Origin of the sequence: Pseudomonas sp. RtIB026 (genome assembly GCF_016861355.2) — a bacterium.
Classification (GTDB): Bacteria; Pseudomonadota; Gammaproteobacteria; order Pseudomonadales; family Pseudomonadaceae; genus Aquipseudomonas; species Aquipseudomonas peradeniyensis.
Genome location: NZ_AP023348.2, coordinates 4,788,505 through 4,813,612 on the forward strand (window position 1 = coordinate 4,788,505; position 25,108 = coordinate 4,813,612).

Annotated in this window: 23 protein-coding genes; 14 read left to right on the top strand and 9 right to left on the bottom strand. The window is 64.0% G+C overall.

The window, feature by feature from the left end:
* Nucleotides 1-40: 40 nt before the first annotated feature.
* Nucleotides 41-1,408 carry a TolC family outer membrane protein gene (locus PRtIB026_RS21400; RefSeq protein ID WP_232856565.1) on the top strand — a complete coding sequence of 456 codons (1,368 nt, stop codon included), beginning with the start codon at nt 41-43 and terminating at the stop codon, nt 1,406-1,408.
* Between the two features lie 190 nt (nt 1,409-1,598).
* Here PRtIB026_RS21400 and PRtIB026_RS21405 read toward each other — a convergent pair whose 3' ends face one another.
* The 3 genes from PRtIB026_RS21405 to PRtIB026_RS21415 form a co-directional block, all read right to left on the bottom strand.
* A complete protein-coding gene (locus tag PRtIB026_RS21405) occupies nt 1,599-1,802 on the bottom strand; it encodes a DUF3077 domain-containing protein (RefSeq protein ID WP_186732919.1) in 204 nt (67 codons plus the stop codon).
* Between the two features lie 32 nt (nt 1,803-1,834).
* Nucleotides 1,835-2,074, bottom strand: coding sequence for a hypothetical protein (locus tag PRtIB026_RS21410; RefSeq protein WP_267812893.1), 240 nt, complete (start codon nt 2,072-2,074; stop codon nt 1,835-1,837).
* A gap of 469 nt (nt 2,075-2,543) precedes the next feature.
* Complete coding sequence (locus PRtIB026_RS21415; protein WP_203651719.1) at nt 2,544-3,440, bottom strand: LysR family transcriptional regulator; 897 nt, start codon at nt 3,438-3,440, stop codon at nt 2,544-2,546.
* A 583-nt stretch (nt 3,441-4,023) separates the two neighbouring features.
* On the opposite strand from PRtIB026_RS21415, the gene PRtIB026_RS21420 reads away from it, so the two are divergent.
* The 8 genes from PRtIB026_RS21420 (at nt 4,024) to PRtIB026_RS21455 (ending at nt 12,396) form a co-directional block, all read left to right on the top strand.
* Nucleotides 4,024-5,211 (top strand): hydroxymethylglutaryl-CoA synthase, encoded by a 1,188-nt coding sequence (locus PRtIB026_RS21420; protein ID WP_062360730.1) that lies wholly within the window; start codon nt 4,024-4,026, stop codon nt 5,209-5,211.
* Nucleotides 5,212-5,216: 5 nt separating this feature from the next.
* Nucleotides 5,217-5,999, top strand: coding sequence for an enoyl-CoA hydratase-related protein (locus tag PRtIB026_RS21425; RefSeq protein ID WP_110739294.1), 783 nt, complete (start codon nt 5,217-5,219; stop codon nt 5,997-5,999).
* Between the two features lie 80 nt (nt 6,000-6,079).
* Nucleotides 6,080-8,023, top strand: a complete 1,944-nt coding sequence (gene asnB / locus PRtIB026_RS21430) for an asparagine synthase (glutamine-hydrolyzing) (protein ID WP_203651715.1) — start codon at nt 6,080-6,082, stop codon at nt 8,021-8,023.
* On the top strand, nt 8,020-9,144 hold the full coding sequence (locus PRtIB026_RS21435; protein WP_203651714.1) for an FAD-dependent oxidoreductase: 1,125 nt from the start codon (nt 8,020-8,022) through the stop codon (nt 9,142-9,144). Before asnB ends, PRtIB026_RS21435 begins: the two co-directional genes overlap by 4 nt.
* Nucleotides 9,145-9,154: 10 nt before the next feature.
* Nucleotides 9,155-10,231, top strand: coding sequence for an acyl-CoA dehydrogenase family protein (locus tag PRtIB026_RS21440; protein ID WP_203651713.1), 1,077 nt, complete (start codon nt 9,155-9,157; stop codon nt 10,229-10,231).
* Nucleotides 10,232-10,242: 11 nt separating this feature from the next.
* Nucleotides 10,243-10,680 carry a PaaI family thioesterase gene (locus tag PRtIB026_RS21445; RefSeq protein ID WP_028692820.1) on the top strand — a complete coding sequence of 146 codons (438 nt, stop codon included), beginning with the start codon at nt 10,243-10,245 and terminating at the stop codon, nt 10,678-10,680.
* 206 nt (nt 10,681-10,886) lie between these two features.
* Nucleotides 10,887-11,534 carry an FMN-dependent NADH-azoreductase gene (locus tag PRtIB026_RS21450; RefSeq protein ID WP_023629104.1) on the top strand — a complete coding sequence of 216 codons (648 nt, stop codon included), beginning with the start codon at nt 10,887-10,889 and terminating at the stop codon, nt 11,532-11,534.
* A gap of 1 nt (nt 11,535) precedes the next feature.
* Nucleotides 11,536-12,396: a glutathione S-transferase C-terminal domain-containing protein gene (locus PRtIB026_RS21455; protein WP_051555768.1), complete on the top strand. Its 861-nt coding sequence runs from the start codon at nt 11,536-11,538 to the stop codon at nt 12,394-12,396.
* A gap of 194 nt (nt 12,397-12,590) precedes the next feature.
* On the opposite strand, the gene PRtIB026_RS21460 is transcribed toward PRtIB026_RS21455, so the two are convergent.
* Complete coding sequence (locus PRtIB026_RS21460) at nt 12,591-13,496, bottom strand: DMT family transporter (RefSeq protein WP_203651712.1); 906 nt, start codon at nt 13,494-13,496, stop codon at nt 12,591-12,593.
* Nucleotides 13,497-13,629: 133 nt separating this feature from the next.
* On the opposite strand from PRtIB026_RS21460, the gene PRtIB026_RS21465 reads away from it, so the two are divergent.
* From PRtIB026_RS21465 to PRtIB026_RS21475, 3 genes are all read left to right on the top strand, one after another.
* Complete coding sequence (locus PRtIB026_RS21465; RefSeq protein WP_050706624.1) at nt 13,630-14,067, top strand: Lrp/AsnC family transcriptional regulator; 438 nt, start codon at nt 13,630-13,632, stop codon at nt 14,065-14,067.
* 496 nt (nt 14,068-14,563) lie between these two features.
* Nucleotides 14,564-16,099 carry an NCS1 family nucleobase:cation symporter-1 gene (locus tag PRtIB026_RS21470; protein WP_203651711.1) on the top strand — a complete coding sequence of 512 codons (1,536 nt, stop codon included), beginning with the start codon at nt 14,564-14,566 and terminating at the stop codon, nt 16,097-16,099.
* A 17-nt stretch (nt 16,100-16,116) separates the two neighbouring features.
* Nucleotides 16,117-16,845: an aspartate/glutamate racemase family protein gene (locus PRtIB026_RS21475; RefSeq protein ID WP_203651710.1), complete on the top strand. Its 729-nt coding sequence runs from the start codon at nt 16,117-16,119 to the stop codon at nt 16,843-16,845.
* Nucleotides 16,846-16,956: 111 nt separating this feature from the next.
* Here PRtIB026_RS21475 and PRtIB026_RS21480 read toward each other — a convergent pair whose 3' ends face one another.
* The 5 genes from PRtIB026_RS21480 to PRtIB026_RS21500 form a co-directional block, all read right to left on the bottom strand.
* Complete coding sequence (locus PRtIB026_RS21480; protein ID WP_203651709.1) at nt 16,957-18,150, bottom strand: D-amino acid dehydrogenase; 1,194 nt, start codon at nt 18,148-18,150, stop codon at nt 16,957-16,959.
* 45 nt (nt 18,151-18,195) lie between these two features.
* Entirely contained in the window at nt 18,196-18,858 is a 663-nt protein-coding gene (locus PRtIB026_RS21485) for a histidine phosphatase family protein (protein WP_203651707.1), read from the bottom strand.
* Between the two features lie 300 nt (nt 18,859-19,158).
* Entirely contained in the window at nt 19,159-19,404 is a 246-nt protein-coding gene (locus PRtIB026_RS21490) for a hypothetical protein (RefSeq protein WP_203651706.1), read from the bottom strand.
* Nucleotides 19,405-19,584: 180 nt separating this feature from the next.
* Nucleotides 19,585-19,923, bottom strand: a complete 339-nt coding sequence (locus PRtIB026_RS21495; RefSeq protein WP_203651705.1) for an FKBP-type peptidyl-prolyl cis-trans isomerase — start codon at nt 19,921-19,923, stop codon at nt 19,585-19,587.
* A 73-nt stretch (nt 19,924-19,996) separates the two neighbouring features.
* Nucleotides 19,997-20,410: a GFA family protein gene (locus tag PRtIB026_RS21500; RefSeq protein ID WP_203651704.1), complete on the bottom strand. Its 414-nt coding sequence runs from the start codon at nt 20,408-20,410 to the stop codon at nt 19,997-19,999.
* A gap of 255 nt (nt 20,411-20,665) precedes the next feature.
* Between PRtIB026_RS21500 and PRtIB026_RS21505 the strand changes: the two genes are divergently transcribed.
* Both PRtIB026_RS21505 and PRtIB026_RS21510 read left to right on the top strand, forming a co-directional pair.
* Nucleotides 20,666-22,465 (top strand): hypothetical protein, encoded by a 1,800-nt coding sequence (locus PRtIB026_RS21505; protein ID WP_267812906.1) that lies wholly within the window; start codon nt 20,666-20,668, stop codon nt 22,463-22,465.
* A gap of 258 nt (nt 22,466-22,723) precedes the next feature.
* Nucleotides 22,724-24,946 (top strand): autotransporter outer membrane beta-barrel domain-containing protein, encoded by a 2,223-nt coding sequence (locus tag PRtIB026_RS21510; protein WP_203651701.1) that lies wholly within the window; start codon nt 22,724-22,726, stop codon nt 24,944-24,946.
* Nucleotides 24,947-25,108: the final 162 nt, after the last annotated feature.

Genomic DNA, 25,108 nt, shown 5'->3' on the forward strand with positions numbered 1-25,108 from the left:
CTGCCCCTGGGAGCGGCCGGCCCGAATTAAGAGAAACGACATGCTACGTAAGACCCTTCTGCCCCTGCTGCTCCTGGCGCCCCTGGCCCAGGCCGTTGCCGCCGAGCGTGCGACGCTGATGTCGGTGTACGCCCAGGTGGTCGAGCACAACAGCGACATGGCCGCCGCCCGCGAGAACTACCTGGCCCGCCGTGAGGCTGTGCCCCTGGCCCGCGCCCGCCTGCTGCCGCAGGTGGCCCTGGATGCCGAGGCCGGCGACGTGCGCAGCGACCGCCGCCAGGTCGAGCAGCGCAGCGGCAGCCTGTACCGCCTGAGCCTCGACCAGCCGTTGTTCGACCTCAGCCGCTGGTTCGACTTCAAGGCCGCGCAGTCCGAGAACGAACAGGCCGAACTGGACTTCTCGGCGTTCCAGCAACAGCTGATCCTCGACACCGCCAGCAGCTACTTCGACACCCTGCTGGCCGAGGACAACCTGGCCACCGCCAAGGCCGAGCTGCGCGCCTTCGACCGCCAGTTGCAGCAGACCCGGCTGAGCTACGACGCCGGCCTGTCGGATCAGAACGACATGCTCTCGGCCCAGGCCAGCTTCGACCGCGCCAGCGCCAACCTGATCGACAGCCAGCGCCGCAGCGAAGACGCCTACCAGGCGCTGATGCGCCTGACCGGCCAGGCGCAACCGGCATTGGCCGGGATCCGCCACAGCCTGCCGGTGCAGGCGCCGGTGCCCGAGCGCGCCGACGCCTGGGTCGAGCAGGCCATGGCGCAGAACCTGCGCCTGCGCGCCAGCCAGGCCGCCGTCAGCCAGGCCGGCCAGACCCTGCGCAGCAGCAAGGCCGATCACCTGCCGACCTTCAACCTGGCCATGGGCTACGCCGAGGGCGACAGCGACCTGATGGACTCCAGCGCGCACTTCGGCCAGCGCCCCGGCAACCAGCGCGACAGCTCGGTGATGGTGCAGATGAAGCTGCCGCTGTTCAGCGGCGGCGGCACCAGCGCGCGGGTGCGCCAGGCCACCCATGAGCTGGCGCGCACCGAGTACGGTCGCACCAGCCTCGAGCGCGAGGTGCTGGAAGGTTCGCGCAACGCCTTCCGCGCGGTGGTCAGTGATGTCGAGCAGGTGCGCGCGCGGCGCCAGAGCATCATCTCCAGCCAGGGCTCCTTGCGGGCGACCGAGGCGGGGTATGAGGTGGGCAGCCGCAACATCGTCGATATCCTCGATGCGCAGCGCGACCTGTACAACGCGGTGCGCGACTACAACGTCTCGCGCTATGCGTACATCGTCGACAGCCTGCGGCTCAAGCAGCAGGCCGGCAGCCTGAGCCCGGATGACCTGCGCGAGCTGGCGGGGTATCTGAAGCTGGATTACGAGCCGGAGCGGGATTTCTTGCCGAGTGATCTGCGGGGGTAAGGTATTGGCAATCGCGGGGGCCGCTCACACGACAGCGTGTTCAGCGCCATCCCTTTCAAGGTATTGAGAATTGGCATCCGGCTTGGGCCTGCCGGGGCTGCTTTGCAGCCCTTTCGCGGCACAAGGCCGCTCCTACAGGGGCGCGCGGTCACCTGTAGGAGCGGCCTTGTGCCGCGAAAGGGCCATCGGATCAACCGCACCGGTTCAATCCCAGCTCCATGTCATCGATCAACGCCTTGGCCATGGCGCTCAACATGCGCGCTGCGCTGCCCGCCATCAGGTCGCCTTCCATCTCGGCCTCACAGGTGAGGTGGCGAATGCAGCCAAGCAGCACCGACAATTCGCTGAAGGCATCCGCGAAGGGAATGCCCGGCTCGACCTTGAACAGGTCCATGCAACGGGTCCGGCCTGCGGTACGTGCGTTGGTCATGGCTGCACCCCTGGCTTGTGTTCGAGCAAGGCACAGGCCAGCTGGCCGAGGTAGTCACTGGCGGTGAACAGGCGGTCCTGGGCTTCGCCGGGGCCGGTCTTGAAGTAGATATCGAGGACATCGGAAATGGCCGTGGCCACTTCGACGGCGGCGGTCATGGCTTCTTCGTGGGTGAGGGTCGGGCGGATAGCGATGAAGGGGGCTAGACGGGGTGGGTCTGGGACGATCTTTTTCATGGTCAACACTCCTGCGCAGTTCAAGAATGCTGCCCTCCGGCGCCTTTCTCACGGGACAAAGGGTGGCAGCCGTGCACGGGGTGAGAAACCGAGGCGCAAGAGAAACTCGGCCAGACCGAAGTCTGCCCGGGCACGGCTGCCATAACTGGATTGCCGATACTTTACGCCTCGGGTTCTCACGCCCGGTCACCTGGTGTGGCGACCCAGTGAAGTTATCCGTGGGGTATTTCCCCGACAACACGGCGGCTTCCGGCAAGCGCGTAGGATAGTTCCCAAGCCTTGCTGGCTGAAGCATTTGGTTTCAGGTTCGGAAAGATCTGACAGTCTTTGAAATAGCTGGGGCCGCTGCGCGGCCCTTTCGCGGCACAAGGCCGCTCCTACAGGGAATGGCAAAACTGGCGCATATCCTGTAGGAGCGGCCTTGTGCCGCGAAAGGGCTGCGCAGCAGCCCCGGCTAACGCCCCAACAATCACCCCGGCCGATACTCCCGACACCGCTCCCGCAATATCTGCGCCAGCAACCGCACCTCGGGACTGTGCCGGTACTCCTCGGGATACCCCATGTACATCGGCACCTCCCGCTCCCGCTGATGCTGCAGGTTGACCCGCACCAGCCGCCCTTGCGCCAACCCCTGCTGCACCCGATGCTCCGGCAACCAGGCAAAGCCCATCCCCCGTTCGACGAAGCTCTCGGCCGCCGCCAGGCTGCTCACCGTCCAGCGCTGCGAGGTCCCCAGCCAGCCACTGTTCTGCGAATTGCGCGTGCCGGAATCGCGGATCACCACCTGCCGGTGGTTCTTCATGTCGTCCAGGCTCAACTCCCCCTGCGCCTCGCTCAGCGGGTGGCTGGCCCCCACCACGCAGACCAGCGAGACATTGAGCAGGAACTCCTGCAGGTAACCGGAAGGCAGGCTGCTGGCGATACCCAGCTCGACCTTGCCGTCTTCGAGCAGCTCGCGGGCCCCGGACAACGCCGTTTCGTACAGGCGGATACGGTGATCCTTGTACTCCAGGGCAAACTCCTGCAACGCCTGCTGCAGCAATTCGATGGGGAACAGCACATCCACCGCCAGCGCCTGCTCGGTGAACAGCCCGGGCTGGTACTGGTTGGCCAGGTGCTCGAGCTTCTGCGCCGCCCCCAGCAGGTGCTTGGCCTGGGGCAGCAGGGCCTTGCCCAGGGAGGTGAGCACGGCCTTGCGGCCTTCGATGATGAACAGCTCCTGGCCCAGGAGCATTTCCATGCGGTTGACCGAGTGGCTGATGGCCGACTGCGACTTGTACATGTGCTCGCCGGCCTGCTGGAAACCGCCGCACTCGACCGTGCAGACGAACGCGCGCCACTGATCGAGACTGATCTTGGAAAACACCACTACCTCCTTGTGTACCCGAAAGCCGGGCGACGAATCCTTTGTCCTGCGGCGTTGTACCACAGCTGCGTACGACACATGAAGACCATGCCGCGATGCACGCACTTTTTGTCACTATTCGCCCGGCGCGGTTCGTGCGACAACAACCTCCCTCACGGTGCCCGGCACTAATGGATGAATAATGGACAAGGAAGTCCCGACCATGCAGATATGCACAAGCGATACGGCATAAATATATAGCCAAAACAACAGGTCAATCAGGCGATAACACCGCCATAAAATTTTCATATTAAAACAATTGAAAATTTTAATTGCCCAATTGTTCGACAATCCGCTCATCCCCCCTTTGCACAAGCCGCGTGGAATCACGGGGCGCACGCCTGTGCGCGATAAATAAACGCCGAACTTTCCACCCTCAAAAAACCATGAACTGGCGTCATCAATCCCATCGGAATTATTCGCTTTTTTTGCCAAAAGCTTCAGCCGCAATAATTAAATGGCCAGCAGGGCCTGGCACCGGAACAACAAGACCGGTTGTGTATTTTGGGATTTTTTCAACAGTGAAAAATAATTGGGCATACACATGAAAATCGGCATTGATGATATTGGGCTGTCTGTACCGCAACACTTTTTCGCACTGGAAGAGCTTGCCGAACGGCATGGTATCGATCCGCAGAAATACCTGGTCGGCATCGGCCAGGAGTTCATGGCCGTGCCGGCACCGGACGAAGACATCGTGACCCTGGCGGCCAACGCTGCCCTGCCACTGCTCGATGACGCCACCCGCGCCTCGATCGCCACGGTGATCCTCGCCACCGAGAGCGGCATCGACCAGTCCAAGGCCGCCGGCCTGTTCGTCCACAGCCTGCTCGGCCTGCGCGCCGACTGCCGCGTGGTGGAGTTCAAGCAGGCCTGCTACGGCGCCACCGCCGGCTTGCAGATGGCCCGCGCACTGGTCGCCCAGCGCCCTCACGAGAAGGTGCTGGTGATCGCCACCGACATCGCCCGCTACGAGCAGAACTCCGAGGGCGAATGCACCCAGGGCGCCGGCGCCGTGGCCATGATCGTGGCCGAGAACCCGCGCCTGCTGGAGCTGCACCCGCACCAGGGCCGCTACAGTCTGGACGTCTCGGACTTCTGGCGGCCGAACCTGCGCAGCACCGCGCTGGTCGACGGCAAGCTGTCGATCGAGGTCTACCTGGAGTCGCTGCGCAACGCCTGGCAGAGCTACCGCGCCGACGGCGGCCTGGGCCTGGAAGACATGAGCTTCCTGTGCTTCCACCAGCCGTTCACCAAGATGGCGAAGAAAGCCTTCTCGGTGTTCGAGGCGATCGAGCCTGAAGCAGCCAAGGCCCTGGGCGAGAAGGCCTATTCCACCAGCCAGCTGTACGGCAAGGCCATCGGCAACTGCTACACCGCCTCGCTGTACATCGCCCTGCTGTCGCTGCTGGACAACAGCGACGAGGACCTGACCGGCCGCAACATCGGCCTGTTCAGCTACGGTTCGGGCAGCGTCGGCGAGTTCTTCAGCGCCACCGTGGTGCCGGGCTACCAGGCCCATTCGCGGCGCAAGGCGCATGCGCGCATGCTGGCCAGCCGCACCCGCCTGGGCCATGAGCAGTACAGCAGCTGGTTCTATGGCGACAACCACCCGGCCGTGGCCGACTACAGCACGCCGTACGTCACCGGCGGCGCGTTCCGCTACGGCGGTTGCGAGGGCTATCGCCGTCAGTACGAGAGCACCGCCCTGTCCCTGAAGATGGCGAGCTGACGACCATGAGCGACGTGCTGCTGAGCTGGCCGCAACCCGCGGTCGCCTGCCTGACCCTGAACCGTCCGCATGCCGGCAACGCCCTCGACGAGGCCCTGCTCGGGGCCTTGCACGAGCAGCTGCAGGCCCTCGCCGAGCACCCGGGGCTGCGCGCCCTGGTGCTCGACGGCGCCGGCGAGCACCTGTGCACCGGGGCGGACCTGGAGTGGATGCGCCGCAGCCGCGACTTCGACCATGCGCGCAACCTGGAGGACGCCAGCCTGCTGGCCAACGTCCTGCAGCGCCTGGACGACTTCCCGGTGCCGGTGTTGATGCTGGCCCGCGGCGCGGTGTTCGGCGGGGCCCTGGGCCTGCTGTGCTGCGCCGACCACGTGCTGGCCGCCGAGGATGCGCGCTTCTGCTTCAGCGAGGCGCGCCTGGGCCTGGCCCCGGCCTTGATCAGCCCCTACGTGGTGCGCGCCATGGGCGTGCGCCAGGCACGGCGCTACATGCTCTCGGCCGAGGTGTTCGGCACCGAGGATGCGCTGCGCCTGCAGCTGGTCCACCGCCTGGTGCCCGCCGCCGAGCTGGAGCAGGCCCGCGACCGCTGGCTGGCCACCCTGCTGCAGACCGGCCCCCAGGCCAGTCGCGAGATCAAGCAGATGCTGGCGCGCCTGGCAGGCCGCGACCACCTGCTCGACGAGCAGGGTTGCAACCTGCAGCTGATCGCCCGCCTGCGCACCTCCAGCGAGGGCCAGCACGGTCTTGCCGCCTTCTTCGAACGCAGCCGCCCCGACTGGGCGCAATGAACCCTGGGTGCGCGGACCACGAAGCCCGCGCCGTTCCGGCGTCGCCGACGACGCCCGACCTATGAGAAAAGGATTTTGCCATGTGTGGTTTCATCGGTGTCTACCAGTCCAAACGCAACAGCATCAGCGACCAGTCGATCCTCGACGCCCTGGCCGCCATCAATCACCGCGGCCCCGACGAGCACAGCCTGTGGCGTGACCCGGGCGAGCGCGCCGTGCTCGGCCACACCCGCCTGAGCATCATCGGCCTGGACAACGGCATGCAGCCGATCGTCGCCGATGAAGGCGACCTGGCGGTGATCGTCAACGGCGAGTTCTACGACCACGAACGCATCCGTACCGAACTGCAGGCCGAAGGCGCGATCTTCAAGACCGCCTCGGACAGCGAGATCGCCCTGCACCTGTACCGCCGCTCCGGCATGGCCGGGCTCAAGGAGCTGCGCGGCGAGTTCGCCATGGTCCTGTTCGACCGCCGTCGTCGCCTGATGCTGGCGGTACGCGACCGCCTGGGCATCAAGCCGCTGTTCTACACCCAGCATGAAGGCAACTGGTACTTCGCCTCCGAGATCAAGGCCCTGCTGGCCGCCGGCGTCAACCCGACCTGGGACGAGAACGCCTACGCCAGCCGCGCCTTCTACCTGCGCGACCACACCCTGTTCGAAGGCGTGCGCAGCGTGCAGCCGGGCTGCTGGGTGATGGTCGACCACGGCGGCCTGCACAGCGGCCGCTACTGGGACATGGAATTCGCCCGCCGCGACACCCCGGCGCCGAGCGACGAGGCCGGCATGATCGAATCCGTGCGCGCCGCCATCGAGGAAGCGGTGCGCCTGCGCCTGCGCGCCGACGTGCCGATGGGCGTTTACCTGAGCGGCGGCATCGACTCCTCGGCGATGCTGGGCATGGCCACCGCCCTCAAGGGCGAGCCGCTGGACGCCTTCAACCTGTCGTTCACCGACATGGACGACTACGACGAGAACCGTTTCGCGCGCATGGCCGCCGAGCACAATGGCGCGCGCTTCCACACCATCGAGATCACCCAGGACGACCTGGCGGACAACTTCGAGCAGGCGGTGTGGCACAACGAGACGCCATTCTTCAACGCCCACGGCGTGGCCAAGTACATCCTCAGCAAGGAAGTGCGCAAGGCCGGCCTGAAAGTGGTGCTGACCGGCGAAGGCGCCGACGAAGTGTTCGCCGGCTACCCGCACTTCCGCCGCGACATGCTGCTGTACAACAACGAGCAGCAGGACCCGAAAGTCATCGACCTGCTGCGCCAGCGCATCCAGGCCAACGAACAGGGCTACACCAACGCGCACATGCCCCACGACATCCACTGGATGGTCGATCAACTCAAGCACGGCGTGTCGTGGCTGGACAACCAGGCCGGCTGGTTCAAGGCCCTGGAGAGCCTGTACCGCGGCGACTTCCGCGATCACTTCGCCGGTGTCGACCCGTACCGCCAGTTCTTCGACCGCCTCGACCATGGCAAGCTCGCCGACCGCGACCCGGTGCACAACTCCATGTACCTGTGGGCCAAGTCGTACCTGCCGAACTTCGTCCTCACCACCCTGGGCGACCGCATGGAGATGGCCAACAGCATCGAAGGCCGCGTGCCGCTGCTCGACCACCACGTGGTCGAACTGGCCTGCCAGCTGCCGGTGTGGATGAAGGTGCGCGGCGCCACCGAGAAGTACGTGTTCCGCGAAGCCATGCGCCCTTACCTGCCCAAGGCCCTGTACGAGCGCAAGAAGCACTACTTCCGCGCCCCGCCGGCCACCCTGCAGCAGCAAGGCCGCCTGTGGCAGCTGGTGCAGGACACCCTGCACAGCCGTGACCTGGACGCCCTGCCGTTCTTCGACGCGGCCAAGGTACGCACCCTGCTCAAGCAGCTGCCGACCCTCAGCGCCCAGGAACAGGGCCTGCTCGACCCGATGCTGATGGAGCTGACCAGCCTGTGCCTGCTGCAGCGCCGCTACCGCATGAGCGGCCAGAGCTGGAACACCTTGAGCGAGGTGGCCGCATGAAGATCGCGATCATCGGCGCCGGCCTCAATGGCCTGGCCTGCGCCCTGATTCTCAAGCGCTTCGGCCTCGAGGCCACGGTGTACGAGCGGGCCCATGGCCCGCGCGACTCGGGCACCGGCATCTACGTCTGGCCCCAAGGCGTGCAGGTGCTGCGCTTCCTGTTCAACGACACCGGCTTCATCGGCCGCGGCAAGGCCATCGAGTTCCTCGACACCCATGGCCGCGACGGTCGCCTGATCCACAGCCAGCCGGTGCGCCCGGACGGCCTGGGGATCCCGGCGCCGGCGGTGATGTTCCCGCGTCCCGAGCTGTTCGGCCTGCTGCGCGAACGCCTGGCCCCCGGGCAGATCCGCTACCAGATGGGTTGCGAGAAGGTGGAGAAGGTCGGCGAACAGGCGCGGGTCACCTTCAGCAACGGCGAACAGGAAGACTTCGACCTGGTGATCGGCAGCGACGGCGTCGGCTCCACCGTGCGCCAGTGCCTGGAGCCGGGCCTGACGCCCTACGACACGGGCCTGGTGGCCAGCCGCGGCATGGTCGAGTTCGACTCGCCGCTGCTGCTGCCCGACCGTTGCCAGATCTTCGCCTCGGAGTTCTCGCGGGTGGTCACCTACCCGCTGGCCGCCGACCGCCCGTACCGCTACTGGTTCGCCGCCTACCAGCACCGCAACCAGCCGCTGCTCGACCGTGACGGCCTGGTACAGCTGTTTGCCGACCTGCCGCCGGACGTGGTGCGGATGATGCAAGCCACCGAGCACGAGCAGATCCTCACCCACAAGATGATGGCGCTGACCGGCGCCGGTTGCTGGCAGAACGGCTGCGTGGTGATGCTCGGCGACAGCATCCACGCCATGCTGCCGACCCTCGGCTACGGCCTGACCCTGGGCCTGGAGAACGCCTTCATGCTCGCCCAGGCCCTGGTCGGCTGCTGCGACGAGCGCCTCGACAGCGCCCTGCAGCGCTACGAGATCCGCGCCGCCGAGCGTTCGCGGGTGATGCTGGAAGTGATGCGCGACATGACCGACCTGTACTACTTCGAGGAGGACAGCGCCATGACCTCCTCGCGGATCCGGCCGATCGTCGAGCGCTTCCACGACCTGGCCCTGACCACGGTGTTCTGAGGAGATCGCCATGAGTGACGCATACCGCCAGCGCCTGCAGGCCTTCGTCAGCGAGCGCATCACGCCGAACGTGGCGGCCTGGGAGCAGCTCGGCGCCTACCCGGCCACGCTCAACCGCGAGGCCGGCGCCGCCGGCCTGCTCGGCCTGGGCCACGACCACCGCCAGTTGCCGGACGACCCGCGAGCCGTGGCGGTGATGATCGAGGAACTGACCCGCAGCGGCGCCCAGGGCATCACCATGGGCCTGGGCTCGCACTTCGTCAGCCTCAAGGCGGTGCAAGCCACCGGCCACCCGATCGTCCATGATCTGGTGCCGGCAGTGCTCGATGGCCGCCAGAGCATCGCCCTGGCGATCACCGAGCGCCAGGCCGGTTCCGACCTGCGCGCCCTGGAGTGCCGGGCCACGCGTCAGGCCGACGGCTACCGGCTGAACGGGCACAAGGCGTTCATCTGCAACGCCACCCGTGCCGACTGGCTGCTGATGGTCGGCCACTGCGAGGACGGCCTGGCGCTGTTCCTGGTCGAGGGTTCCGCCGCCGGCATCCGCCACACCCCGCGCCAGGCCCTGGGCTGGCGCTGCCTGCCGCTGGCCGACCTGGAGCTTGTGGACGTGCCAGCGCTGCGCCTGACCGGCAAGGGCGGTGTCGGCCGTCTGCTGCAGGCCAGCCTGCAGCAGGAGCGGCTGAACCTGGCGGTGATGGCCATCACCAGCGCCGACATGGCCCTGCAGGCCGCCATCGACTGGTGCAAGAGCCGCCAGGTCGGCGGCAAGGCGCTGTTCGACAAGTCGGTGATCCGCCAGCGCCTGGCCGAGCACTACGCGCAGCTGACGGTCAGCCGCCAGTTCGTCGACACCTGCGTGGCCCGCCAGGCCGAAGGCACCCTGGACCCACACCAGGTGGCCATCGCCAAGAACAGCGCCGTACAGACCCTGGAAACCCTGGCCCGCGACGCCGTGCAGCTGCATGGCGCCCACGGCTGCGTCGAGCCCTCGCTGGTCGAACGCATCCACCGCGACGCCCGCCTGCTGGCCATCGGCGGCGGCACCCACGAAATCATGCTGGAAATCATTGCCCGGCACCTGTGAAGGATCACACCATGAGCACCATCAGCGACCACGCCGCCGCGCACTCGCGCGCGCTGCTCGAACACGCCTACCAGCGCTACTGCGGGCTGGAGATGCTGGAACAGTCCCCCGGCCAATGCACCTGCCGGCTGACCGTCACCGATGCCATCGACAACCTCAGCCAGACCCTGCACGGCGGGGTGATCTACTCGATGCTCGACGTCACCAGCATGCTCGCCACCCTGCCCTTGCTGGGGCCGGACGAGTACGCCCTGACCAACAGTTTCAACACCCTGCTGCTGTCGGCCACACCGCGGGACACCGAGGTGCTGTTCCACGCCAAGGTGATCCGTGATGGACGCAACCTGATGTTCACCCAGGCCGAGGCCTGGCGGGTCAACGCCGACGGCAGCCAGACGCGCATCGCCAGCGCGCAGCTGAGCAAGTTCAGGCTCAAGCGGGAGTGGTGACGGCGTAATCACCCATCACCTTCTTCGCGGGGCAAGCCCGCTCCCACGTGATATGTGGGGGCGGACTTGCCCTGCGATCGTTTCAGCACAGAGCCCCTGGCGATACATGACAACCTTAAGGGTAATACCCTGATTATCTGCGCTTTTCACTCCCGCCCGATTGCTCAAGACTGGCTGTCACACACATCACTGAAAGGATTCTCGCAATGAATCACAAGGTCCTGGTCATCCGCTCCTCGATCAAGTCCGATGGCGGCTTCTCCGGCCAACTGGTGGACAACTTCCTCAAGCAGCTCAAAGAGGTCAACCCCGAAGCTTCGGTGGCGGTACGCGACCTGCACGCCCAGCCCATCCCGCACCTCAATGCGGTGACCATGGACGCCCTGTTCGGCGGTGACGCCAGCAGCATCGAGGCGGCCGCGGCGCTGAAGCTGTCCAACGAGCTGATCGAAGAGATCCAGGAAGCCGACCGCGTGGTGATCGGCCTGCCACGCTACAACTTCGGCGCACCGTCGATCCTGCACACCTGGGTCGACTACATCGTGCGCGGCGGCGTTACCTTCACCTACGTCGACGGCGCCCCGGTCGGCCTGCTGGATGACAAGCCAGTGCACGTGCTCAACGCCAGCGGCGGCGTCTACAGCCAGGGCACCGACACCCTGGCCGGCTGGCTGTCGCAGACCCTGGGCTTCGTCGGCCTGAACAGCGTCGAGTTCATCTACGCCGAAGGCCTGGGCATGGGCGAAGAGAGCCTGGCCGCGGGCCTGGCCGCCGCCAACCTGAAGATCCAGCACAGCATCGCCGCCCTCGGCGAGCGCCCATGCCCAAGCCTGGCCACCGCCGTAGGGAGGTAAGATGACCCGCAGCCAAGACAACCCGTCGGTCCAGGAACTGTTCCTCAGCGAACTGGTGGCCGAGCCCAATCGCTACCACCTGTACATCTCCCACGCCTGCCCGTTCTCGCACCGGGTGCACCTGGTGCAGAGCCTGCTGGGCCTGGAAGACGCGCTGGACGTCACCTCGGTGGCGGCCCGCCGCCACGACCAGGGCTGGGAGTTCGACGAGCACGACCAGGACCCGCTGCACAAGGACGTCACCCTGCTGTCGAGCCTGTACGAGCGTTCGCGCCCGGGCTTCACCGGCAACCAGTCGGTGCCGGTGCTCTGGGATCGTCAGCAGAACCGTATCGTGCACAACGATTCGGCGGAGCTGGCGCTGCAGATGGCGACCCGCCTGCTGCCCCTGGCCAAGACCCCGATCGACCTGGTGCCCGACCGCTCCAGCTGCGACATCGTCGAGCTCAACCAGTGGCTGCACACCAACATCAACCGCATGGTCTACCACATGGGCTTCGCCCCGGACCAGGAGAGCTACGACCAGGCCTTCCAGCAATTCTTCGCGGCCATGGACACCCTTGAGCACCGGCTGCGCAAGCAGCCGTACCTGGTGGGCGGCAAGCTGAGCCTGTCGGACCTGTTCCTGCTGCCCACGCTGATCCGCTACGAGGCGGTGTACTACGTGCACTTCAAGACCAACCACAAGACCCTGGCCGAGTACCCGGCGCTGTACCAGTACCTGGTACGCCTGACGCAGATCCCGGCGATCTACCGCACCATCGACATGGCGCATATCAAGCTGCACTACTACTACTCGCACAACCACATCAACCCGACCCGGATCGTGCCCCAGGGGCCGGCGTTGAGCTGGTTGAACTGAGCAGTCGGCGTTTGCGGTCTTTTCGCGGCACAAGGCCGCTCCTACAGGAAGCGCATCCCCCTGTAGGAGCGGCCTTGTGCCGCGAAAGGGCTGCCTCGCAGCCCCGGCGGTTGAAGCCGAATACCGACTCCGGACGACTTCAACACCTTGAGGCTGTTACACGCCAAGACCACGCCGATCTTACAAACTGAACCTCATTCAGGCCTTGCCACGCCGCGGCCGCTGGCCGGCCGGAACCACCAGCCCTGCTGCATGCCCGCCGCCGCCAGCAGGATCAGCCCCACCCCCAGCCACTGCACCGCCGCCAGGCGATGGTCGAAGGCCACCCAGTCGACCAGGATCGCCGCGATCGGGTAGATGAACGACAGCGCCCCGGTCAACGCCGTGGGCAGGCGCTGGATGGCGCTGTACAGCAGCACGTACATCAAACCGGTATGCACGATCCCCAGCGTCACCAGGCTGCCGAGCGCCGGCAGTTCACCCGGCAGTCCACCGAGCTTCACCCAGGGCGCCAGCAGTAATACGCCGGTGCTCACCTGGATCAGCGCGATCAAGTGCGGTGGCGTGCCGGTCAGGCGCTTGATGATCAACGCCGCCACGGCGTACAGGAACGCCGCGCCCAATGCCAGGACAATGCCCAGCAGGTACTCGTCGCCACTGGCCTGCCCCGCGCCATGGGCGCTGACGATGGCCAGCATGCCGAGGAACGCCACGCTCAACCAGGTCAGCTTGGCCGGGGTGATCTTCTCGCCGAGGAACAGCGCGGCCAGCCCCACCAGCATGAACGGCTGGACGTTGTACACCGCGGTGCCGATGGCGATCGAAGCCCGCGAGTAGGAGGCGAACAGCAGCACCCAGTTGCCGACGATCGCCACGCCGCTGGCCACCGCCAGCAGGAAGGTGGCGCGGGTCAGCACACCCGGTTTGAGAAAGCCCATGGCCGCGCAGATCAGCAGCAAGGTGCCGGCGCCGAACACGCAGCGCCAGAACACCACTTCCAGCACCGGCTGCCCGGATACCAGCACGAACCAGCCGATGGTCCCGGAGATCAGCATGGCGGCGATCATTTCCAGCGAGCCACGGCGCAGCGAATTGTCCATCTCACACCTCCTGTCGACGATGGGCACAGTATGCGGAGGGTCGAGGGCGACCTTCCAGCGGATAACCAAGGCATATCTGTGCTTGCGCCTTTACTATCAAGGCATATCTTGAAAATCACCTAACGAGGCTGCCATGACTGATGCCATCGACCAGTTGCTGATCAACGCCCTGATGGAAGACTCGCGCCGCTCGCTCAAGGCCCTGGCGCAGATCAGCGGATTGTCGGCGCCCAGCGTCAGCGAGCGCCTGCGCCGCCTGGAAGAGCGCGGCGTACTGCGCGGCTATACGGTGGAGGTGGACCCGCGCTGTTTCGGCTACCAGTTGCAGGCGATCGTGCGCATTCGCCCGCTGCCGGGGCAGTTGCAGGAGGTGGAGCGGCAGATCATCGCCATTCCCGAGTTCACCGAGTGCGACAAGGTCACCGGCGAGGATTGTTTCATCGCCCGCCTGCATGTGCGCTCGATGGAGCAGCTGGACACGCTGCTCGACCGCCTCAACGTGCTGGCCGAGACCAATACGGCGATCATCAAGAAGACGCCGGTGAAGCGGCGGTTGCCGCCGATGGCGTGAGGGAGGTTTTGCAGTTGCAGGCCTTATCGCGGGGCAAGCCCGCTCCCACGCAGTCGGCCCGGCCAAAACTTGTACACATGAATGTCACCATAAGTGCCATTTTTGTGTGCACTTTTGACCGGTAACGCCCCATTAAGTTACATACTCCAATCAACTAAATCTGACCATTCGATCAACTAAAATGTCGAGCAAAAATATTACCTGTTCATTTGGTCAGCTTATATTTCCTTTATTTCATCCACTTATCTTTCAAATAGATAGATTCAAAATAGTAGCAACCTGAAAGCGAGTTGATCGCTGGCATGGAACTGGCTTTTATGTGTTTGCGTTTTGTATACAAGTTTGACGAAACATAAATACACAAGAACCCGCAGCGTCACCCCTCCGGTGACCGTTGCGCCCAGAACCCAGTGATGCCAACGCCTGCACCGACGAGATGGCGAGCCCGTGCGCCAGCGCCCGCTCATCGCAGTCACACGCATCAGGAGCCGCCGGAATGAGTAGCAGCCTCCCCCTTGCCCCTGAACTTTCCGTTGCCAGCACCCATCCCTCGACCACCGCCCTCGAAGGCCTTCCGGCCGATCTCGAACTGAGCCCGCGCCTGCATAACCGCGACCTCGCCCCGACCAAACTGGCAGGCCGCCGCTGGGGCGGCTACAGCATCTTCGCGTTGTGGACCAACGACGTGCACAACATCGCCAACTACTCCTTCGCCATGGGGCTGTTCGCCCTCGGCCTGGGCGGCTGGCAAATCCTGCTGTCGCTGGCGATCGGCGCGGCGCTGGTGTACTTCTTCATGAACCTGTCCGGCTACATGGGGCAGAAGACCGGCGTGCCGTTCCCAGTGATCAGCCGCATCGCCTTCGGCATCCATGGCGCGCAGATCCCGGCGCTGATCCGCGCGGTGATCGCCATCGCCTGGTTCGGTATCCAGACCTACCTGGCCTCGGTGGTGCTGCGGGTGCTGTTGACCGCCGTGTGGCCGCAGGTGGCCGCCTATGACCACGACAGCATCCTCGGTCTGTCGAGCCTGGGCTGGGTGTGCTTCGTGGCGATCTGGCTAGTGCAGCTGGTGATCCTCGCCTACGGCATGGAGATGGTGCGCCGCTACGAGGCCTTCGCCGGGCCGGTAATCCTGCTGACCGTGGCCAGCCTGGCGGTGTTCATGTACTTCAAGGCCGATGCGCGCATCGCCTGGTCGGTCGCCGAGCCCCTGAGCGGCTACGAGATGTGGCGCAACATCTTCGCTGGCGGCGCGCTGTGGCTGGCGATCTACGGCACCCTGGTGCTCAACTTCTGCGACTTCGCCCGTTCCTCGCCGTGCCGCAGGACCATACGCGTCGGCAACTTCTGGGGCCTGCCGGTGAACATCCTGGTGTTCGCGGCGATCACCGTGGTGCTGTGCGGCGCGCAGTTCCAGATCAACGGCCAGGTCATCGACAGCCCGACGCAGATCGTCGCCAGCATCCCCAGCACCGCATTCCTGGTACTGGGCTGCCTGGCCTTCCTGATCGTCACCGTGGCGGTGAACATCATGGCCAACTTCGTCGCCCCGGCCTTCGTGCTCAGCAACCTGGCGCCGCGCCACCTGAACTTCCGCCGCGCCGGGCTGATCAGCGCCACCCTGGCGGTGCTGATCCTGCCCTGGAACCTGTACAACAGCCCGCTGGTGATCGTGTACTTCCTCTCGGGCCTGGGTGCCCTGCTCGGCCCGCTATACGGCGTGATCATGGCCGACTACTGGCTGCTGCGTAAGGGCCGCATCAACGTGCCCGAGCTGTACAGCGAGAACCCCGCCGGCGCCTACCACTACACCCGCGGCATCAACCTGCGCGCCCTGGCCGCGTTCATCCCGGCCGCGCTGCTGGCCATCGTCCTGGCCCTGGTGCCCAACTTCCACGGCATCGCGCCGTTCTCCTGGCTGATCGGTGCCGGTATCGCCGCCGCCGTCTACCTGCTGATCGCGCCACGCAACCGCCAATACCTCGATGTCAGCGGCGAATGCATCGCCGTCGACCACAGCAGCCACTGATTTCAGGGAGATCCGTCATGCGTATTCTGATCGCCAACGTCAACACCACCGAAGCCATCACCGAAGCCATTGCCGAGCAAGCGCGCAGCGTGGCCGCGCCCGGTACCGAGATCGTCGGCCTGACCCCGTGGTTCGGCGCCGAGTCGGTGGAGGGCAACTTCGAGAGCTACCTGGCCGCCATCGCGGTGATGGACCGGGTGCTGGCCTACGATCAACCCTTCGATGCCGTGATCCAGGCCGGCTACGGCGAGCATGGCCGCGAAGGCCTGCAGGAGCTGTTGGACGTGCCGGTGGTGGACATCACCGATGCCGCCGCCAGCACTGCCATGTACCTGGGCCACGCCTACTCGGTGGTGACCACGCTGGACCGCACCGTACCGCTGATCGAGGACCGCCTCAAGCTCTCCGGACTGTATGAGCGCTGCGCCTCGGTGCGCGCCAGCGGCCTGGCGGTGCTCGAGCTGGAAAGCGACCCACGGCGCGCGGTGGAAGCCATCGTCGAGCAGGCCGAGCGCGCCGTGCGCGAGGACAAGGCCGAAGTGATCTGCCTGGGTTGCGGCGGCATGGCCGGACTCGACGAGCAGATCCGCCAGCGCACCGGGGTGCCGGTGGTGGACGGTGTGAGCGCGGCGGTGACCATTGCCGAATCACTGGTGAGGCTGGGGTTGAGCACCTCCAAGGTGCGCACCTACGCCACGCCGCGGGCGAAGAAGGTGGTGGGCTGGCCGATGCGCTTCGGGCACTGATCTACCAGCAGCGCGCCCGTAGCAGGGCAAGCCCACTCCCCTGGCGTCAAAAGCAACCCGTGGGAGCGGCGATGCGGCGACCCGACTTGCCCTGCGATGAGGCCAACAAGGTCAGCGCAACAGCCTCGCCAGCCGCTCGCCACTGCCACACGCCAAGGTGAACCCCAGCGCACCATGCCCCAGGTTCAGCCACAGGTTGCGATACCGTGTGGCCTCGATGATCGGCACTCCGGTCGGCGTCGCCGGCCGCATCCCAGCCCACTCCACCGCCTGCTTGTAATCAGCGGCCTCCGGCAGGGTCTCGCGCGCCAGCCGTCGCATGCTCGCGAGCCTGCCGGCATCCACCGACTCGTCGTAACCGACGATGTCCACCATCGCCGCCACACGCAGCTGATCCTCCAGCCGGGCATAGACGATCTTGCGCTCGTAGTCGGTGATACTCACATCGGGCGCCCGATGCGCGGCGCCAATCGGCGCGGTCAGGCTGTAGCCTTTCAAGGGATAGACCGGCAAATTCAAGCCCGGCAATGCCAGGCCGGCGCTACGGTGCCCGGCGCAGAGCACCAGGTGCTGCACTTCCAGCCGTTCGTTGCCCAGCTCAAGGGCCAGCACCTGATCATCGTGCGCTATCAGCCGTGTCACCGGTCGCCCCAACAGCAACCTGCATTGTCCCGACGCCTCCAGGCGCTCGGCCAGACGCAGGCAAAAACGGTGGCAATCGGCGACCTCTTCGTCCGGGGTGAACACGCCGCCAACGAACGGTGCATCGAAAAGCGCCGGGTCGAGTTCGCGCAGTTCGGCGGCATCCAGTGTTCGCTGGCTGTGGGGATCAAGCAAGTTTTGGCGCCCGTGGTCGAATGCACGCTGGGTACGGAATGCGACCAGCTTGCCATTGCGCCGCCAGGCGAAATCATCGAGGCCGTCCTGCTCGCGCCAGCGCTGCAAAGCCGCCTGGCTTTCGAGCGCCAGACTCAGCAGCCGAGCGGCATTACGGCGATTGACGGAGGTACGGCAGGCCATGACGAAAGCCGCCAGCCAACGCCACTGCGCTGGGTCCAGACGCAACCGAAGGCGCAACGGCGAGTCCCCCTGCAACAACCAGCCAAGCGCCTGCCACGGCACACCGGCATCGGCCAGTGGCGCCACGTAGCGGTACGAAAGCTGCCCGCCGTTGGCAAAACTTGTGGCGCTGGCCAGGCTGTCGCGGGCCTCGACCAGGTCGACCTGCCAGCCGTCGCGCACCAGCGCATAAGCCGTCGCCAGGCCGACCACCCCGCCGCCGATCACTGTCACCCGCTGGTTCATGCATCCGTTCCCGTCCAGGCCTGATGGCCAGACAGTAACAGCAGGTCAGGTCGGACAGCCAGACTCGCCGTGATCGAGCCCCTGGCGCAGGTTACGGCTGAGCAGGGTCGCCTTGCCATCGCGCCAGGTCAGCGTGAGCACGTACAAGGTATCGAAGTCGTCGCGATGCCAGTCTTCGGTGAGCACCCGCTCTTCGCCCAGGGCCTTGCCGGCCACGGTGTTGATCAGTTCCGGGAGATAACCGCGGGACCAGGCGGTGTAGACCGTCGCATTGCGGTATTTGCTACTAAGCAGCTCGTCCGCCAGATCCTCGGTGTCGTTGGCGCCATAGTCGATGTTCACCGGCAAGCCGAGGCGGATGGCGCTGGGGCTGATGGTCATCAGCGGGCGGATATAGCTGTAGCGCTCATCCTGGCTACCTTCCTCGACACCCCGCGAAGGGTTGGCGGCGAATACGTAGTCAGCCTTGCCGAAACGCTCGGGCAGCAAGGTGGCCAGGTCCAGGGCGCGGTTGAGCCCCTGGCAGTTCAACTGCCCCAGCCCCTCGCCGGGCTTCTCGGCGTGGCGCAGGAAGACCAGGGTCTGGGTGCCATCCACGGGTTGCGCGCGGCTTTCGACCACATCCAGGGCCAGCGGCACAGCCGCAGCGGCGAGCGTCAGGCTCAACAACAGGTGACGACGACGGCGAAGGAAGGTGGGCAGCTTCATCTGGGACGGACTCTTGTGGCAAGGGGTACTGGGTTGCCCCGCCACATGGTCCGGCAGCCTTGGCTGCTGGTCGTCCCTGTCGTGAATGCCATCCGTGGCAGCGAGTGAGGCTCAGAGTGCCTTCGACCCGTTTGGTTCCTCCCTGGGCGCACATGCCGTTCCATGGACAAAGGCCACGTTAACGCATGTGTGTTGCTGAATTATTGCTCGCGGCTCAATCGTCGCGGGTCAGCACAGTTCCGGTCTATCGCAAGACCGGTGAGCCCCAAAGGCTTGAGTCAAAGCGTTGAGAGAGCAACGTCACGTCGCATCCTCGTAGCGATCTCTGAATACAATCAGGCATACACCCAGCACGATAGCGAAAGACTTCCACAGCACCACATCAGCACCATTGAGCGTTTCACGGTGCAAGAACAGCATACCGAGCCCCCCAATAGTGAGAAGACTCACGCCAAGCCAGGTACGCAGCCGGGGTGACCTCAACCAGCGATCAATGGCAAAGCCTATGAACAGCGACAGGGCGATCTGAACAGGATCCTCGTACATCAGTGGCTCTCGGGCAGTAAGGCTCTGGACAAAGAGCCAGGAGAACCTGGGACGATACCTGTGGAAATACCGCTCCATATGCCAGCCAACACCTGACAAACAGGTAGGAAATTTCCCAGATCAAGCAGCTAATACTACAGCGCAAGGTCTCCATCACCCGGTTCCCTGCCATCGCGCGCCTCAATCGTCGCGGGTCAGTACTTCCAGCAACTCGATCTCGAAGGTGAGGTCCGAATTCGGTGGAATAGAACCGACCGAGCGCTCGCCATAGCCCAGGTGCGCCGGCACCAGCAACTTGCGTTTGCCGCCCACGCGCATGCCCATCAGGCCCTGGTCCCAGCCCTTGATCACCCGGCCGGTGCCGATCACGCACTGGAACGGCTTGCCGCGCGACCAGGACGAATCGAACTCGCTGCCGTCGGCCAGGGTGCCGCGGTACTGGGTGGTGATCAGCGCGCCCTTGACCACGGACTTGCCGTCGCCTTCGTGTAGATCGATGACTTGCAGCTCACTGCTCATGGCAGGTTCCTCGAGACGGTTTTGGTGGGCGCCCTTTTCTCAGGAATGCTTGAGTTTGGCAAGGCGGGTCGGCTCAGGACGGGGCGAACTGTTCGAAGATCTGTTGGCCGGTGAGGTTCTTGGTCTCGTTCTCGAAGCAATACCAGGCGGGTTTTTCGTCGATGAAGATCTGCTCGGTGAAGGTCCAGTTTTCCGTGCCGTCCAGCAGGCCGACCGGCACGACATAGAGGTTGCCCTCTTTCAAGCGGTAGAACAGGTGCGTACCGCACCGGCCGCAGAAGCCGCGCTGGGCCCAGGGGGAGGAATCATAGACGCTCGGGGTTGGGCCCTCGAATTTCGGGGGCTCGGTGCAATGGACCGCCAGCAGCGGGCCACCGGTCCATTTTCGGCACATGCTGCAATGACAGGCGCTGACATGGGTGTTGTCGATTGTTGCACTCAGGTGAATTGCACCACACAGGCAACTGCCTTGTTTTTCCACGGGCATCTTAGGGCTCCTTGCGGTTGTTCCGGGGAGTTGCAGTATAGGCGCAGGCTCCAGGCATGTCCGGCATCACCCTGCCTCAGCCCAGCATCCTGGCCAGGCGCTCGTAGGCAAGTGTGCGTGGCCGTACCCCGGATAATTCAGGCCCGCTCGTGCCCATTCGACCTAGCATTTTTGCCAGTTGTTACATAGCAGCACAATTCCTAACTTGGAAGCTCCGGCAATGCCTGTCCCCCGCGCCGGCCAGGAGAAGCACCTATGAGCAGCACGTCCAATACACCCGCGAAAAACACTACAACATCCGCCACTCATATCACAACGACAACGACAACGACGTCAACACCAACCACAACTACAACTACAACTACAACTACAAGCACCACAAATTACACCAGCACCAACCCCACTCCCTACGCCAACTTGATGCCTCCGAAAATGGTGGATGCCGACGACGATGGCCAGGGGAATGGTGGACTCGGTTATTATGATTTGTTGCACAATCCGAAGAAGATTCTTGAAACGCGTGTTGGCCCGTACCTCGACGTAGAGGATGGCGATGACATCCAGTTATTTCTGGACAACACCATGATATACAGTCGATTCGTCAAAAAAGACGAGACCGGCGTCATAGTGTTAGAACCTACTGCAGAACATTTTATAAATACAAAAGAAGGCTTGCATGGACTCTGGTACAAGTTCATAAGTTTCCCAGGCGGAATAGAATTCCCCTCGGATGAAACCGCACTACTCATCAAGACCACGATCCCCGGGGACCCTGATAAAGACCTGCCGTTCCCAGAAGAAAACTACAAGCTGGAAAAAGCCTCAATCGTCCCTGAATGGCTGGCAGGAGACACCGAGAAGGTCACCATAACGGTCCCCAAATGGACTTATCAATCCGGCTACGACACCTTGACGATACATTGGTCCGGATATGAATGCAGCATCCGAATTGATGATACCGATAACGACACGGTGATCGTCCTCGACGACTTGCAATCCAAGATCCCTGGCGGTAGAACTTCGCTGCGCTACAGTATTACCGACGATGCAGGCAATTACTCCCTCCTGGCTCCGTCCACGACGGTGGATGTAGACTTCGACTATCCCGAACAGCCCGCCGCGCCGCGCCTTCTTGTCGATGGACATGAAGACGAAGAGATCGACATGAGGTACCTGTTGACCGCCGACCTGGCGGTGGTGGTGCCTGCGAATGAGAATCTGCAGCCGGGACAAGCTGTCATCGTCGAGGCATACGGTCGGAACACCGACGGCGAAGACATGCCTTTTACAAGTGAACCCCAGAACGTCGGCTCTCCGGTTGAGGACATGTTGTTCAAGATTCCCAATGGCTTCGTAAAAGCATTGGTAAAGGGTTCGATCCGTGTCGCCTACCACGTGGACGGTCAACATCTCTCGAAAAGTACTTTCCGGCCGGTCACCCACACCGTCATTGCAGCCCCAAAACTTCCCCAAGCCAAGAACGACAAGCTGGATTACCTACGTGATGTGCAACCCGATCAGCATCTCAAGGTCGACGTGGAGCCTTACCCCGGCATGCGAGCTGGACAAAAGGTCACTGTAGTGTGGAAGGCAACGGGCGTTGTTGAATGGCGCAGCGAGGAGAAAACAGTCCGTTCACCGGAGACACTGAATTTCTTGCTGCCGGATTCGCTGGCAATGGGGGGCTACTCGAGTGAGGTCTCCGTGACCAGCTTTGTAAATGGCATAGCCTCCACACCACGCAGGGTGGCCGTTGAGCCTCAAGCGGTGGAGACTCCGGCCATCAAGATCACCTCTGATGGTGATAAGTACACTGCCGACATCGAGTTCCCAGACTGGGAAGATAGCGACAGGGTTAACCTCATAATTAATGGACGAGTGGCAAAGCGTTCCATTGGTTATCAGCGATTTGATGAACCTGAAAGAGCCACAATTCTGGCACTAGACTCCTGGATAGCTGAAAACCGAGGCGGCGCCGTTTTGTTCAACTACGGTATCCGGCGCGACAAGGATACGACCTTCCTCTTCTCACCTCCCGGGCTCATTCAGCTCTGAACTACCAACCAGGGCCCAAGCCGGGCCCTGGTACCCCATGCCGATTTCCTGGCACCTGAAAACTAGCATTTTTGTCAGGTTACTTCCCATCACCCTTGGCTCAAGCTACCCGCACGCATGAGCCAGGAAGTGACACCAATGTTCACCTTTTCCCGCCCCATGCTCAGACTTTTCCTACAGCCTCAGTTTACTTCTTCCCGCACTCTTCAGCGCTCCCCGAATGCCTGTCCCACTTACTTATTCGCGTCGGAGTCCACGATGAAAAAAGACCTGCGCCTGCGTTTCCGCAGACCGTATCGATTTACCTGTGTCCTGCTGCTCGGCTGCACGCCCCTGGCCACAGCGGGCGTCCTCGATGGCCGCAGTGAACAGGCTACTGTCGAGGCCGGCAGCCCTGCAGAGTCCTGGCAAGTGCACAATGGCGCCACCTTGAACATGAACACAGGCAGCCAGGCCGATGCCTCGGACTCGTTCTCGGGAGTCGCGATCACACTGACCCAAGGCGGCCACCTCAACGCCACGGGCGCCACCATCAGTGCCGCCGGGCGTGCGATTCTCAACAACGACAGCAACGTGACCCTGGTCGGCAGCCGTGTGACCGCCACCGATGATGGCACCAGTGCCTTGTCCGGCGTCGCCTTGGAGATGTACGGCGGCACCAGCACCGTCGTGGGCTCGGTGCTCGATGGTGCCCGCCACGCGATTGCCATCAGCTCGGACAGCCGGGGCGACAACGCCGGTGATCAAGTGGCCACCCTGGATATCGCCGGCAGCCAGCTGATTTCGACCACCGGCAGCGCCATCCATGTCGGCAAGGCCTTCGACGCGGAGCCGATTGCCCCAACAGCCCATATCACCCTGCGCGATGGCACCGTGGTGCATGCGAACAATGGCACCCTGCTCGAGGTGGAGGACGACGCCAGCGTGTTCCTGACCATCAAGACCAGCGAAATCGAAGGCGATATCATCTCTGCCGACACCGCCATGACCCATGTGGCACTCGGTGAAAAAGCCATCTTGCGTGGCGCAATGCAGGGTGTGGACCAGCTCGATGTTGGTGCCTCCGCGCAATGGATCGTCACCGCTGACTCCTCCATCGACGAGCTTCTCACCAACAGTGGCAGGATCACCTTTCAAAGCGATAGGGAAGGCGACGAAGCCGGCCGGATTCTGACCGTGCATGGCGACTATGTCGGCGATGGCGGCAGCATAGAATTCAACACCAAGCTGGAGGGCGATGCCTCGGTAACCGACAGGTTGATCATCGAAGGCGATACCAGCGGCACCACGTCAGTCAGCGTCAACAACCTCGGCGGGTCCGGTGCCAAGACCTTGAATGGTATCGAACTGATCACCGTCGGCGGCGCCTCCAACGGGGAATTCACCCAGGCAGGTCGTATCGTTGCCGGAGCCTACGACTATCAACTGGTACGGGGTGAAGGCGACAACAGCGGCAACTGGTACCTGCGAAATGAATTGATCGATCCGGGCAACCCTGACGCGCCGATCCTGATCGTCCGTCCCGAAGGCGGCGCCTACGCGGCCAACCTGTACGCGATGAGCACCTTGTTCGACGCCAGTGTCGGCCAGCGCGGCGGCGACACCGAACGTGCCGACACCCTGGCGGCCGACGGGCGTTCGACCAACCTGTGGATGAAGCACAGCGGCGGGCACCAGCGCAGCACCGACAGCAGCGGGCAACTCAACACCCACGTCAGCCGCAACGCCACGCTTTTCGGCGCCGACCTGGCCGGCGGCTCGACCCGTGCCGGCGGCGCCTGGCGCACCGGGGTCTTTGCCGGCTACGGCAACAGCCATGGCAACAGCACCTCGCAGCTGACCAATCACTCCGCCAGCAGTCAGGTCAAGGGCTATACCACCGGTGTCTATGGCACCTGGTTTGCCAACGGTAACAGCGAACAGGGCCTGTACACCGACGCTGTGCTGCAATACAGCTGGTTCGACGCCCAGGTCTCCGGCGACGACGTGGCCACCGAGCGCTACAGTGCCAAGGGCGTCTCCACGTCACTGGAAGCCGGCTATGTGTTCAGCGACCGCTTCGAAGACGGCGATGCCTGGTACCTGCAACCCAAGGCCAAGGTGGTCTGGTCGGGTGTGACCCCCGACGATCACCGCGAAGACAACGGCACCGTCGTCTCCACCCAAGGCAGCGATACCCTGAGCGTCAGTGTCGGCGCCCGCGCCTCGCTCAAGCTGAACTACACCGGCGATGACACCCTGGCCGACAGCTTCAAGCCCTTCGTCGAAACCAACTGGATTCACAACAATCGCCAGGCCGGCGTCAACCTCGACGGCGTTAGCGTGACCCAGGCCGGCACCCGCAACATCGCCGAATTCAAGGTCGGCGCGGAAGGTCGCATCAACCGCGACCTCACGATCACCGCGTCGCTGGCCCAGCAAGTGGGCAGCAACGACTTCTCCGACACCGCGGCTTCACTGGCCGTGCGCCTGTCCTTCTGATCGCCTGGGCATGCGTCGGCCAAACCGACGCATGCCCCCTCCCGCCAGCCCGACCTAGTAATTCTGTCAGCTTACAAGTTCGCGCTTTTTCCCGACTATGAACCTGCGTTCGTTTGCACCGTACTCGGTATCGGAACGACTTGGAGCACTGCCGAGGCCCGT